This window comes from Streptomyces tyrfis (assembly GCF_037034285.1).
In the GTDB taxonomy this organism is placed as follows: Bacteria; Actinomycetota; Actinomycetes; order Streptomycetales; family Streptomycetaceae; genus Streptomyces.
This window is the reverse complement of sequence record NZ_JBAGJZ010000009.1, coordinates 159,771-172,883: the sequence shown is the minus strand read 5'-3', so window position 1 is coordinate 172,883 and position 13,113 is coordinate 159,771. Positions and strand designations below refer to the sequence as shown.

General features: G+C 73.3%; 11 protein-coding genes. 5 read left to right on the top strand and 6 right to left on the bottom strand.

Annotated elements, in window-relative coordinates; genetic code table 11:
* Positions 1-373: 373 nt before the first annotated feature.
* Both WA762_RS09890 and WA762_RS09885 read left to right on the top strand, forming a co-directional pair.
* Positions 374-2,029, top strand: a complete 1,656-nt coding sequence (locus WA762_RS09890) for a class I SAM-dependent methyltransferase (protein ID WP_335934877.1) — start codon at positions 374-376, stop codon at positions 2,027-2,029.
* Between the two features lie 82 nt (positions 2,030-2,111).
* Positions 2,112-3,497, top strand: coding sequence for an FAD-binding oxidoreductase (locus WA762_RS09885; RefSeq protein ID WP_335934875.1), 1,386 nt, complete (start codon positions 2,112-2,114; stop codon positions 3,495-3,497).
* 228 nt (positions 3,498-3,725) lie between these two features.
* Here WA762_RS09885 and WA762_RS09880 read toward each other — a convergent pair whose 3' ends face one another.
* Positions 3,726-5,222 carry an aromatic amino acid ammonia-lyase gene (locus WA762_RS09880; RefSeq protein WP_335934874.1) on the bottom strand — a complete coding sequence of 499 codons (1,497 nt, stop codon included), beginning with the start codon at positions 5,220-5,222 and terminating at the stop codon, positions 3,726-3,728.
* 403 nt (positions 5,223-5,625) lie between these two features.
* Between WA762_RS09880 and WA762_RS09875 the strand changes: the two genes are divergently transcribed.
* A complete protein-coding gene (locus tag WA762_RS09875; RefSeq protein WP_335934872.1) occupies positions 5,626-6,183 on the top strand; it encodes a hypothetical protein in 558 nt (185 codons plus the stop codon).
* An 82-nt stretch (positions 6,184-6,265) separates the two neighbouring features.
* On the opposite strand, the gene WA762_RS09870 is transcribed toward WA762_RS09875, so the two are convergent.
* Together WA762_RS09870 and WA762_RS09865 are read right to left on the bottom strand one after the other, a co-directional pair.
* Positions 6,266-6,532: a 2-oxo acid dehydrogenase subunit E2 gene (locus WA762_RS09870; RefSeq protein ID WP_443080554.1), complete on the bottom strand. Its 267-nt coding sequence runs from the start codon at positions 6,530-6,532 to the stop codon at positions 6,266-6,268.
* Positions 6,532-6,804, bottom strand: a complete 273-nt coding sequence (locus tag WA762_RS09865) for a hypothetical protein (RefSeq protein WP_335934868.1) — start codon at positions 6,802-6,804, stop codon at positions 6,532-6,534. The genes WA762_RS09870 and WA762_RS09865 overlap by 1 nt, the downstream gene beginning before the upstream one ends.
* Before the next feature lie 165 nt (positions 6,805-6,969).
* On the opposite strand from WA762_RS09865, the gene WA762_RS09860 reads away from it, so the two are divergent.
* Positions 6,970-7,473, top strand: a complete 504-nt coding sequence (locus tag WA762_RS09860; RefSeq protein ID WP_335934865.1) for a VOC family protein — start codon at positions 6,970-6,972, stop codon at positions 7,471-7,473.
* A 254-nt stretch (positions 7,474-7,727) separates the two neighbouring features.
* On the opposite strand, the gene WA762_RS09855 is transcribed toward WA762_RS09860, so the two are convergent.
* The 3 genes from WA762_RS09855 to WA762_RS09845 form a co-directional block, all read right to left on the bottom strand.
* On the bottom strand, positions 7,728-8,711 hold the full coding sequence (locus tag WA762_RS09855) for a hypothetical protein (protein ID WP_335934863.1): 984 nt from the start codon (positions 8,709-8,711) through the stop codon (positions 7,728-7,730).
* A gap of 342 nt (positions 8,712-9,053) precedes the next feature.
* Positions 9,054-10,511, bottom strand: a complete 1,458-nt coding sequence (locus tag WA762_RS09850; RefSeq protein WP_335934861.1) for a cytochrome P450 — start codon at positions 10,509-10,511, stop codon at positions 9,054-9,056.
* 468 nt (positions 10,512-10,979) lie between these two features.
* Complete coding sequence (locus WA762_RS09845; RefSeq protein ID WP_335934860.1) at positions 10,980-12,017, bottom strand: oxidoreductase; 1,038 nt, start codon at positions 12,015-12,017, stop codon at positions 10,980-10,982.
* 339 nt (positions 12,018-12,356) lie between these two features.
* On the opposite strand from WA762_RS09845, the gene WA762_RS09840 reads away from it, so the two are divergent.
* Complete coding sequence (locus tag WA762_RS09840) at positions 12,357-12,896, top strand: carboxymuconolactone decarboxylase family protein (RefSeq protein WP_335934858.1); 540 nt, start codon at positions 12,357-12,359, stop codon at positions 12,894-12,896.
* Positions 12,897-13,113 lie beyond the last annotated feature (217 nt).

The following is a 13,113-nucleotide window of genomic DNA, read 5'->3' as shown; positions in this document are numbered from 1 at the left end:
CGGTGCGAGGCGGGGCGGTGTGGACGCGGATCGGCGGTCGCCATCGCCGGCGGTTGTGAGGGGCCAGCGGTTGTGAGGGGCCGAGGGTTGTGAGGAACCGGCGGTTGTGAGGGGCCGATGGCTGTGAGGGGGTGGAGGCTGCGGTGGATCGGCGGCTCCGCGCCGACAAGCACAGCCCCGCACAAGGCAGTTCAGAAGATGCGACCCCCTCGGCGCACTGGAAGCATCCACACGAGGCGGGCCCGGCCGTCGCGGTCAGCGTTCATGCGGCAGAGCACACGCGGCAGCGCTCACGCGGCGAACGGTGCGCGACCCCACGGCCGCCCGGCCGACCGAGCCGGCACACCCCGCACCTCCCGGAAAGGACGCGCACATGAACGCTTCCACCGCCCACCCGACGGCAGTCGCACTCGTCGACGACTTCGTCGCCGCGCCGCACGACGAGCGCGACGCACGGTTCCGCGCGCTGGTGGACGCCCTGTGGTCGGACGGCAGGGCCGCCGACGCGGCGCTGCCCGCCGTACCGGCCCTGGTGGGCGCGCTCGCCGACAGCGGCGAGGAGCGGCAGGGGCATCTGGCGATCCTGCTGGGACTGCTCGCCGAGAGCGAATACCCGGAACTGGACGGCCCGTTGGCGACCGCGGTGGGCTCCCACCTCGACCTGTATCTGAGACTCGTCCGTGCTCCGGGCGCCGGCCGCCCGCTCGTCCTCGCGCTCGTGTATCTGCTGGCCCACTTCCCCCACCGGCGTGACGACGTCCTCGGCGCCGTCTCCGGTCTCGGACTGGAACCGGAGGACCTCTCCCGGCTCGACCGGGGCGTGAGCCTGCTCGACCCCGACGACCCCGACCTCGGCCGGGTGTGGCCGTCGCCCTCGGCGTGGACCCTGAACGAGGACGAGCGTGCCTTCGACCGGTCCTGGATCACGGCCCTCAGCCCGCAGCAGATCGTCGCGAACTGGGACAACGACACCCGCACGGTCTACGGCTGCGCCGGGGCGCGGGCGTACTGGGCGGTGTGCAACGGCGACCCGGTCAACCTTCCCGCCGCCGGTGTTCCCGAGGACCGGGGCGGGCGGGCCGCGCCCACCACCGCCGGCCTGTTCACCCCGCACGAGGACGCACTGCGCTGCCCCGCCTGCACCGGCCGCCTCGACACCGGTGGCAGCGGAGGCAGTGGTGATGCTGGGGGTTCTGGGGGTTCTGGGGGTGCTGGAGGTGCTGAGGGCAAGGGGAGTGCCGGGGTCGGCGGCGATTCCGGAGCCGACAGCGCCCGCTGCGACGGGTGCGGCGCGCGCTACCCCGTCGCCGCCGGAATCCTCGACCTGACGGCGCCCGTCGTCGGCACCGGGAACGACGGCACCGGCACCGACGTCGGCGCCGACTTCCTGGAGAAGCTCTCCCGGGTCCCCAGCATGGGCCTGTTCTACGAGGCGGTGGCCCGACCCGCCTTCCTCCGCGTCTCGGGCTCGAACTGGGGCGGCGCCGTCACCCCGGACGACGAGGACCGTTACATCGCCGAGCACGTCCGGCCCGTCGACGGTCCCGTTCTCGACCTGGGGGCCGGTGCCGGACGCTGGACCGCCGTCATCGCCGAGACCGTCGGCGCCGACCGTCTCATCGCGCTCGACAGCGCGCTGCCCATGCTCAACGTGCTGCGCGGCCGGCTGCCGGGGGTTCCCTCCGTGCTCGCGGGCGCCGCCGGACTTCCCTTCGCCGACGCCTCGCTGGGGGCCGTCGTGTGCTGGAACGCCCTGCAGGCCTTCTACCACGACGCCGCGGCGGCCATCGCGGAAGTCGCCCGCTGCCTGCGGCCCGGCGGTACCTTCACCCTCATGACCTTCCGCCGCTCCGACGACCCGGTCTACGGCTACTTCCAGAGCGCCCACCGCTTCCCGCAGCACCAGGGCGGGCTGCAACTCTTCGACGCCGACGAGCTCAGGAAGTGGCTGGCGGACGCCGGACTGACCGTGGTGGAGGACAGCGGACCCGGCACCTTCGTCTTCCTCAACGCGGTACGGGCGGCATAGCGCCCGATCGGGAACCCGCCCCCCCCGCCGGCCCGCACTCGCATCCGCCCGCTCCCGGACTTCGGAGAGGACCCACCCAGACATGACACCACCACCGGCCCAGGACCTCGCCGTCGGACTCCCCGGCAGCCCCGCGTACGTCGAGGCCACGCGCGTCTTCAACCTCGCCGCCCCGGCGTGTCCCGCGGCAGCCGTCACCGCCCGCAGCGTCGAGGACGTCCGGCTGGCCCTGGCCCGGGCCCGCGCGGACGGCACGGGCGTACGGGTCCACACCACGGGCCACACCTCCAGCGCCACCCGCCCGATGGACGGCGCCCTGCTGATACGCACCCGGCTGACCGGCGAGGTCGAGGTCGACCCCGTGCGCCGGACGGCACGGATCCCGGCGGGCACCACCTGGGGCGAGGTCGCCAGGGCGGCGGCGCCGCACGGACTGGCGGCGCCACACGGCTCCACTCCCGGCGTCGGCGTCGTCGGCTATCTGCTGGGCGGCGGCGTCAGCTTCTACGGGCGGTGCACCGGCCTGGCCGCCAACAGCGTGCGGGCGGTCGAACTCGTCACCGCCGACGGCGATGTGACCCGCGCCGACGCGTCCGGCGACGCCGAACTGCTGTGGGCGCTGCGCGGCGGCGGGGGCGGCTTCGGCATCGTCACCGCCGTGGAGATCGACCTCTTCCCGGTGGCGAAGGTCGTCACCGGGGGCGCCTACTGGTCGGCCGCGCAGGCCCGTCCGCTGCTCGACGCGTGGCGGGCCTGGGCCCACCGGGCCCCGCGCGAGGCGACCACCACCCTGCGCATCATGAACCTGCCCCCGGTGCCCGGCGTGCCCCCGGAACTGGCGGCCGGCCCGGTGCTGTGCGTCGACGGCGCCGTGCTCGCCGCCACCGAGGAGGACGTGCCCGCGGCGGTCGAACAGGCGGACCAACTCCTCGGCCCGCTGAGGGAGATCGCCCCCGTTCTCATGGACACCTGGGCGCTCACCGACCCCGTGGGCGTGCTGTCCGCGCACATGGATCCGGAGGAGCCCGTCCCGTTCATCGGCGATCACCATCTGCTGCGCGAACTCGGTGACGACGGTACGGACGCCTTCCTGCGGGCCGTCGGGCCGGGCTCCGGCTCCCCGTTCGCCGTCGCCACCCTGCGCCAGCTCGGCGGCGCGTTCGCCGAGGCGCACCCGCGCGGCGGGGCCCTCGGCCAGGTCGAGGCGGACTACGCGTACATGGGCTCGGGGCCGCCGTTCGGCCCCGTCACCGTCGAAGCGCTGGAACACCACTGCACCGTGGTGCGCGAGGCGCTCGCCCCGTGGGACACGGGCCGTACGATCCCGTCGCTGGTGGAGAGCGGCCGCCGCCCCCAGTCGCACCTCGACCGTGCGACCGCGGCGGCGGTGGCGCGCGTACGCTCCCGGCTCGACCCGACCGGGCTGTTCGCCGGAGACGTGGCCCGGCACACGGCGACGGACGACTGAGGCCGCCCTCAACCCTGCCCCCGCCTCCCCGCCCCCTCAACCGCCGCTCCCACCCCCTCTCAGCCGCTCGGGGAGGGGGCGGCGGAGTGCTGCCCGCCCACACGCCCATGTGCCCGAGCGGGCGGACGAGCGGACGGGCAGGCGGGCCCATGCCCGCGCGCCCGCCCGTCGGCCTGGCACGTCGAGGGCCGATCCATGCCGAGGGCTCCGTGCCCGCGCGCCCGCCCGTCAGCGCAGTGTGATCCGTGCGTAACGGGCGAGCGCGCCGAGCAGGTGTTCCGACGACAGGGCGGCCGCCACCAGCTCCGTGTCCCCGGCCATGTGCCGGTCGACGCCGAGCGCGGGCACCAGCGACCGCAGCGCGTCGTACGCCGCCCGCGTGGCCGGGGCCATGCCGTCGTAACGACGTCCGAGGTCGACGGCCTGCGCCGCGGCGAGGAACACCATCGCGAGGATTCGGTCGTTGTTGTCCAACGCCTTGCGGGTGGCGCGCGCCGCCGGCAGCCCGGCCGCGGCCGGGCCCTCCGGATGGTCGGCGGCGGCGGAGCGGGTGCTGACCGGGGCGAGCGCCCGGTTCTCCCCGACCAGCGCGGCGGCCGTGTGCCGCAGTCCCGCGAAACCGCTGTTCAGCGCCGGATCGGCGGCCACCAGGGACGGCGGCAGACCGTAGCGCGGCACCCCCGACAGCAGCCGCGCCAACTGCCGCTCGGCCAGGATTCCGAGCTGGGTGAGCGCGATGGTGGCGAAGTCCAGTACGAAGGCCGCAGAGTGGCCGGGCAGCCCGTCACCGTGCACGGTCCCGTCCTCGCCGCGCAGCAGTACGTCCCCGTCGCCCGCGTTCAACTCGGCCTCCAGCGCACCCGCGACGTACCGCAGTGTGTTCCGCACGGGGCCGAGCACCTGGGCCACCGAACGGACCGCGGGGGAGCGGTCCGGGCGCTCGCCCAGCAGCGGGGTGCGCCCGCGCAGCAGATCGCGGAGGTTCGACGCGCAGTCCGCCGTGCCCCGGTGCGCGCCGCCCGCGTCCTCGCCGCGCACCGGCGCGTCGTCGAGCCCGCCGAACGCCTCCAGCAGCAGGGCCGAGACCACCTCGGCGTGCCGCACCTGGTCCAGCGCCCGGTGCACCACCAGGCAGCCGAGTCCGACGGTAGCCGCGTTCCCGCTCATCAGGGTGAGCGCCTCCCGCCCCCGCAGCCCGAACGGGCCCAGGCCCCGCCGCCCCAGCACCGTACGGGTGTCGCTGGGACGCCCGTCGTGCAGGACCGACCCCTCGCCGATCAACGTCTCCGCGATGTGCGCCAACGGGGTCAGATCACCGAGCGTCCCGGACGAACCGGTCTGCGGGACGGCCGGAGTCACCTTCAGGTTCAGATAGTGCACCAGACGCCCCAGCACCTCGGTGCGCACCGGGTCGTGCCCCTTGGCCAGCAGGTTGAGCCGGGCCACCATCATGGCCCGCACCTCGTCCTCGGCGAACAGCCGGCCGACGCCCGCGCTGTGGCTGCGTACGAGGTTCTCCTGCGCCAGCGCGGTCTCCGGCCCGGCCGGACCACCGGACACAAGGTCTCCCGCGGCCTGCGGGGTGCGCCCCAGCCGGGCCACGATCAGGCAGCGAGGCGGCACATGCACCTGCGTGCCACCCACCGCGACCCGCTGAACTGCCTCGACGGTCAGGCTCTCCCCGTCCACGACGACGGGCGGTGGCGCGGTCTCGGGAACGGTCAACGTCCGGCTCCTTGAGCGTGGATGGGCCCCGCACCAGGGCGCGGCCCCGGACGAGGACGGGCTCATACGACCCTGCCGGGCGGAACGGGGCACGGTCCACGCCGAGTTGAGCGAACCGCATCGACGCCGCCCACCTGCCCATACTTAGCCAACTCGGCTTGCGGCGCCGATTGGCCCGCTCTTGTATGGGCTCGTGCCGCTTCGATACGAGCACGACGCGCCCGCCCCGCACCGGAGCAGCGCCCGTCCGCAACGCCACTGTCCCGTCCGCCGCGCCGTCTCCCGTCCGCCCCGCCGCCTGGCGTCCGCCCCGCCGTCTCGCGTCCGCACAGACGTCTCACCCGCGCAGTCACCTCGTCCGTACAGCCGCCTTGTCCGCCCCGTCACGGAGGACCGACCGATCATGACCTCGTTCCTGTCTCCGTCCGTGTCCACGTCCGTCACGTCACGCTCGGACCTGCGCCTCGCGCGGGCGCACGTCACCGCGCTCTCCTACGACCTGTGCTCGGGCCAGTGGACGCCCACCGGCCTCGAACGCCGGGTCGCGGGCATCCTCACCATCTCCGCCGTGGCGCATGGCACCCTGACTGCCATCAGCGTGCGCAACGCCCTGTGGGAAGGGTCCGTCGCCATGACCCAGGAGAACGGCGGTCACTTCGCCCGCGCACTCGCCGCGCTGCTGCCGTTCCTCGGCGGCGGTGACAGTATCCGGAGCGGAGGCGACGCAGACGGCGCCGGCAGTGGTGGTGGCAGTGGCGACTGTGGAGGCACCGGAGGCAGCGGCCACGGGGGCGATTCCCTCGGCGCTGACGTGCTGGACGTCCTGGACGAGGCGGTGGATCTGTGCACGGCGATCGCCCAGGACCCGGCCATCCCTTCCGCGAACGCCTTCCCCTCCGTACGGCCGGTCCAGGGCGGTCTCACGGAGAGCGGCCTCGGGACGGTGCCGCACTCGTACTGACCGGCCGGGGCCACGCGCCGACCGGCCCGAGCACCGCCCGCCACCGGGGCGGCTTCCGGCGGTCGGTCGCGGCGGGAGGCGGTCAGGCCAGGATCCGCAGGGGGTTCTCGACCAGTGCGGTGAGCTCTCTCATCGACTCGGCCGCGACCACCCCGTCGACCGGCCGGTGGTCCACGGAGAGCACCACCCGCATCACCGTGCCGACCACCGGCACCCCGTCGTCGACGACCGGTTCCGGGCGTGCCGCGCCGACGGCGAGGATCGCGGACTGAGGAGGGTTGACGATCGCCGCGAACTCCTCGGCGCCGAACATCCCGAGGTTGGTCACGGTGAAGGTCCCGCCCTCCACTACCTTCGGGCATGTTCATGAGGTGTGCTATGTCGGTCGGTCCCCGTGATCTCGGTGAGCGCGGCGGCCTCCTGTCCGATGCTGGAGTGCGCCGGGCCGTGGATCAGCCCAGCCTTCGAGAGGTCGAGGACGTACTCCTCGAAGGCCCGGATGAGGACGAGCTGACTCAGCATCGCCCTGAGCAGGGCCGGATCGGCCTTGTCCCAGTCGGCGCCGGTGGCGACCACTTCGACCCACGGTGCATCGGGTTCAAGCCGGTTCATCTGAGGCATGGCCACTCCTGCAATCGTTTGTAGTCGGATCACCCCGGCACAGAGATGGATCCAAAATCCAGGTTCAAATCGGCACTGGACGGGACTCCACGGACATGCCTATGGTTTTGGGATCCATGATTCGGTTTTTCCCACGTTTTCCATGTCTTCTTGAGGAGGGGCGCGATGAGCGGCGGACTGCCGGGCGTGAGAGGCGTCGACCACATCGGGTTCACGGTCCCCGACCTCGACGAGGCCAAGGTGTTCCTGGTCGATGTGCTCGGCTGCGAGTACCTGTACTCGCTCGGCCCGTACCGCGATGACGAAGGGGAGTGGATGGCGGACCACCTCGGTGTCCATCCGCGTGCGGTCATGCGGCAGCTGCACTTCTTCCGGTGCGGCGGGCAGGCCGTTTTCGAGGTCTTCGAGTACGCCGCCCCCGACCAGAAGACGGCCCCGCCGAGGAACAGCGACATCGGCGGCCACCACGTCGCCCTGTACGTCGACGATCTCGACGCAGCCGTCGCCCATCTCCGGAGCCACGGGGTTCGCGTCCTCGGCGAGCCGACGACCAGCAGGGGCCCCAGCGAGGGCCAGCGCTGGGTCTATTTCCTCGCCCCCTGGGGCATGCAGTTCGAGCTCGTCTCGTACCCGGGCGGCAAGGCCTTCGACCGGCGCGCGGCCGGATAGGCTCCGGGGTGTGCCGGGGCGGGAGATTGAAGGCGTGCCGGGGCGGGGGACCGCGCCGGGGCCGGAGAAGAAGAGCGTCTCCGCGCGGGAGACCGCGCCCGGGCGGCGGACGGAGGCGGGCGACGGCCCGACGGGCGGGGCGACCAGCCGGCGGATCGCCCATTACTCACCTCGCCGAACCCCCGCGCGCACGGGGGTTCGGCGTGTGCTGCCCGAAGCGTGTTCTGCCCGAGGTGTGCTACGCCTGAGGTGTGCTACGCCCAAGGAGCGAGCGGGTACCAGATGAGGTCCCGGGTCGCCAGCATGCGCACGTCCCAGTACAGGACCATGAAGACGCCCGCCCCGATGAACGCTGCGGCGACGGCGGCGGAGGCACGGCTCGGGCGAGCCGTGAGCCAGGCGCCCAGCCGGCGCCCGGCCAGCAGCGTCAGCAGGACGAACAGCACGCTCATGATCACCAGATTGCCGACCGCCTGCAGGGCGAAGGCCGACGCCCCGTACAGGACGTTGCCGCTCTCCGCAGCGTCGTGGAAGAGCCGTCGGAAGAGCGGGTAGGGCCGTCCGACGAGGAAGCCGCCGAGGAGGACGCCCATGACGACGAGCGGCGCGTTCGGGAAACGGGCGGCCAGCCGGGCCAGCGGATCCCGGACCAGGCCGAGCGAGGCCAGCCCGAGGTAGACCATCACCGCGCCGATGACCCCGAAGGTGATCATGGCCTGAACGATGCTGGGCGAGAAGCCGCCGTGCCCGCGCGACGACCCGAGCTGGAACTGCGGCATGCTCGTACCGACCAGGGCCACGACGACGCCGTACGCGGCGGAGACGGCGACGGAGCCCGCCGCGAGAAGGCCGAGCGGCTTGACGAGCCGCCTCAGACGGGTCCGCCGGGAGTCGATCCGGCCCGCGAGCGGGGCCATGGCGCTGAACACCGCCACGTTGCATGCGGTGAACGTGCCGCCGACACCGGTCGCCAGCGCGAAGGCGACACCGAGAAAGGAACCGGCCAGCGAAGCGGTGGCCGCGTCATGTCCCAGCAGGGTTCCGGCGACGTTCGCGCCGATGGTCTGGTCGACGAACTCGTAGGACCACACCACGGTCAGCGCGAACCCGAACAACGCGGCGAGCCCGATGACCAGGGCGCGGCGCTTCGGGAAGACGCCGTTGACGAACATCGAGCCGCCGCGGTCGGAGAGCACCGGGTCGGCCGTCGGCTGCGTTCTTTCCAGGACCGAGCGCATGAGGGATTCCTTCCGAAGAGGAGATCACGAGAGGGAGAGGGCCAGGAAGAGGAAGAGGCGAACACGAACACCGCAATCCGGAAGAAGCGGTGGTCGCGACGGAGCAATCTCGGAGTTGCGTGGCGGACGAGAGCGTGCGAGGCCGAGCAGCGAGGACCGCGAAGCGCGCGAGGAACGCGAGGACCGCGAGGGGCGCAAGGGACGCGAGGACCACGAGAGCGGTGCGGGACATGCGGGATATGCAGGACGCGCAATGAATGTGCGGGACGTGCGGGACGTGCGGGAAGAGGCAGAGCAAGGCCGAAGAAGTGAAGGCCCAGGTCGAGCAATCCGGAAGTCGCGTCAGAGGGGCGCGTCGTGCTGGGGCGGGCGGTACGACTCGGCCCGCCGACCGGCGTGGCCGAACTCTCCGCCCGGCGGCCCCTCCACCGGTACATCCGGCGACGCGTCCGGCGGCCCGCCGGAGCCGGACGTGCCGTCGTACGGATCGGCGGACGCGCCCGCGTACGAACCGCCGGACGCACCGCCGTACGGATCGGCAGGCGTACCGGCATGCGCGGGCCCCGGCGTCCACGGCAGCGCGCGACCGCCGAAGCCGTCGGCGTCGACCCACAGGGCGCGCAGCCCGCGCAACGCGACGTTCGGACGATAGGTCGGGCTCCCGGTCGCGAACCGCGGACGCGCCACGCGCTGTGCGAACCGTACGAGCGCGTGACACGCCAACAGCCGCGCCAGCGGAGCACCGGCGCACGCGTGCGGACCGAGCCCGAACCCGAGGTGGTCCGACGGGGAACCGGGATCGAACACGTCCGGGCCGTGACGCCACCGCGGGTCCCGGTGCGCGGCGGCCACCAGCAGCACCACCGTCGTCCCCTTCGGAACGCGGACGCCGCAGACGTCCAGGTCGTCCAGGGCCGTCCGCTGGAGCACCTGACAGGGCGGATCCGTGCGGAGCACCTCTTCGACCACGGCCCCGGCGGCGTCCGGGGACCGCCGGATGCCCTCCCGTTCGTGCGGAGCGCGCAGCAGCACCAGAACGCCGTTCGAGATCAGGTCGGCGGTACTCTCCTGCCCGGTGACCAGCAGGCTCCGGCACAGCGCCCACGTCTCGTCGGCGCCGGGTCGCGCACCGGCCGGCAGCCCCGAGAGGAGGGGCGCCAGCAGCCCGTCGCCCAGGTCCGTGCCCCGGCGCGCAGCCAGTTCGCCGAAGAAGCGGTCCAGCTCGGCTTCCGCCCGGAGCTGATCCGCGCGGCCCGGCGGTTCCGCGCCGAGCAGCGCGCGATGCGGTTCCCACATGCGGGACAGGGGCATGAGCCGGCGGCGCAGCCACACCTGATCGACGTCGCTGATGCCGAACAGGCGGCAGCACACGGCCACCGGCAGGGGATAGGCCAGATCCGTCACGACCTCCAGACGGCGTCCGCGCACCGCGACCGAGTCCAGCAGATCGTCGACCAGTTCCCGGACGCAGGACCCGAGCCCGTCGATCGCACCCGATCCGACCCGTGCGAGCAACGAGCCGTGACCCCACGGGCAACCGGGCGCGCCGCCCGCCGTCGCCGCGGGCACCGCCGTAGCGGACCGCAGCACCGCCGCGCAGTGCTCGTACGAGGAGAACACCACCACGCCGTCGTCGGTCCACATCGGACCGAGGTCACGGATGCGCGCGAACAGGGGATACGGGTCCGCGCGGACGGCCGGGTCGAAGAGGCGCCGCACGAGGTCGGCGGCCTCCGCGTCACGCGGCGCGCGCGGTTCGTTCTCCTCGACGAGCAGTCGCCTTGCCTGGCTGGTCTTCATGGAAAGCCTTCCTGACGGGGCGCCGTCCCAAGGGGGCGTTGGGCGTTCAGGTCGGGGCCCGGCCGTTCCCGGGCGGCGGCGGAACGGTCCCGGGGGAGGGGGACACAGCGGCTTCGGGCACACGAGCCGCAGCGCCCTCGGGATGAGCAGCGCCCTCGGGATGAGCAGCCGTCTCGTGGGAAGCAGCCGCCCCGACGGGAGCAGCCGTGTGGGCGGGAGAGGCCGTCTCGGTGGGAGAGGCCGCCGTGGTGCGAGGGACGGTCCCGGCGAGAGGGACGGTCTCGGGAAGAGGGACGGTTTCGGGAAGAGGGACGGTTTCGGGGAGAGGGGCCGCCATTTGGTTCCGACCCGTCGCGTACGAGGCCGAGGCCCCACCGGCTTCCGGCAGCGGCTCGACCGCCTGGAGGTACCGTCTGAACCAACCGGCGAGTCCCTTCGAGGGTCCCGCGCCCCGGTGCCCGCCCGTGCTCATCGGGCCGCTCCGGCCCGACCCGCGACCGGGCGCGGTCCCGGCCCCGACTCCGGTCCCGGCCCTGACTCCGGTCGCGTTCCCGACTCCAGTCCCGGTCCTGGTTCCAGTCCCGGCTCCGGACGCCCGTACCGCACGCCGGTCAGTTCCTCCGAGAGCGACCAGAGCCGACGCTGTTCGACCGTGTCCCGCGACAGCCTGCTGGACCCGGCCGGCCCCGGCGCGCCCCGGCATCCCGCCAACCCGTCCGGCCCCAGATACGCGCCGGCCCGGGCGCGGGGATCCGTGGCGGCCCGCAGTACGGGCAGCGCCGCGGCGGCGGGCGGATGGGACATCGCCCTGAGCAGAACCGTGCTCACCGGCCGCAGCCATCCGGGGACGTCGCCCCACAGCCCGGTGGCCGAGACCCCGGGATGGGCGGCCAGCGCGACGGCCCGGGAACCGGCCCCGGCCAGACGCCGCTGCAGTTCGCGGGTGAACAGCAGATTGGCCAGCTTCGACCGCGCGTAGGCCGTTGTCGCCCCAGGCCTCCCCGGCCGCTCACGTTCCGACCCCGACCCCGGCCGTTCGTCCCGACCGCCCTTGCGCACCAAGCGGTGGGTGAGGCTCGCCACCGTGACCACCCGGGCTCCCGGCGCCTCCTCGACGAGATCGAGCAGCAGACCGGTGAGCGCGAAGTGCCCGAGGTGGTTGACACCGAAGTGCGGCTCGAAGCCGTCCTCCGTGCGCGCGTACGGGGGGAACATGACCCCGGCGTTGTTGATGAGCAGGTCCAGACGGTCGTAACGGTGATGGACCTCCGCCGCCGCCTTCCGTACGGAGGCCAGCGAGGTCAGATCGATGCGCAGCACCTCCGCGTGCCCGCCGATCCGCGCCGCCGCCGCCCGCCCGCGCCCGGTGTCCCGGCAGGCGAGCACCACCCGGGCGCCCTTCGCGGCCAGGGCTCGGGCGGTCTCGAACCCGATGCCTCCGGTGGCCCCGGTGATCAGCGCGGTCCTGCCCCGCTGATCGGGTATGTCGGTCGTGGTCCAGGCCATGCGGGCCTCCCTCGGATCCTGGATCGAGACGCGGTCGGTGCGGGTGGCAGTGCGGGCAAACGGTGCGGGTGGCGGTACGAGCAGCGGTACGGGCGGCAGTGCGACCGTGTGGGGACGACGTGCTCGGCGGCCTCATCGTGGCCAGCGCCGCCGTGCCCGGCCAACTCCGAGAATGCGCACATCGCGCAGCCCGAACGCGACGAATCCCCTCGTCGGAGCGGCCGCGATCACGGCCCGCGCCTTGAACACCACACAGCAATATGGAAGTTGGCCGCACCGGAGCGACCTGGTGAGCATGAGTCCCCCGCTGCCCCTCCAGGTACAGGAAGGACACTCTCCGTGCCGCACATCGAGATCAGGAACGATCTTCCCGGCATCCGCGGCCTGATGGCCGACCACCCCGACACCGCCGAACCGCTCAACCGGCTCGCGGAGACGCTGTTGCGTTCGCCCCGCTCCCTGCCGCGCGGCGAACGCGAGCTGATCGCCACGTACGTCTCCGAACTGAACCGCACCCGCTTCTGCTCCGACACCCACGGCGCGGCGGCCGCCGTCCAACTCGAAGGCGGGGCCGAGCTGGTACGGGCCGTGCTGGCCGATCCGGACCGGGCGGACATCTCGCCCCGGCTGCGTGCCCTCCTCCGGATCGCGGCCGAGGTCCAGGAACAGGCCAGGCCCGTATCGGACCTCGCCATCGCCGCCGCACGGGCGCAGGGCGCGGGCGACGACGAGATCCATGACACGGTCCTCATCGCCGCGGCGTTCTGCATGTACAACCGCTACGTCGACTGTCTGGCCACCACGCTCCCGGCCCACCCCGGCTACTACGCCGAGACCGGCCGGCGCATCGTCTCCCACGGCTACGGCCGCGCGGCCTGACACTGGCGCAGGCACCGACGTCGACACCGACACCGACATCGACATCGACGTCGACGTCGACACCGACACCGACACTGCGGACGCGGACGCTACGGATCACGCGCCTCCGGGGCGATGGGTCGCGCCGCCCCACGCTCCCGTTCCCCGGAGCACGCGCGTACACCCGGGGGCACGCACACACCTCGGGCGGGGCACGCGCCTCACCCCTCCCCTCCAC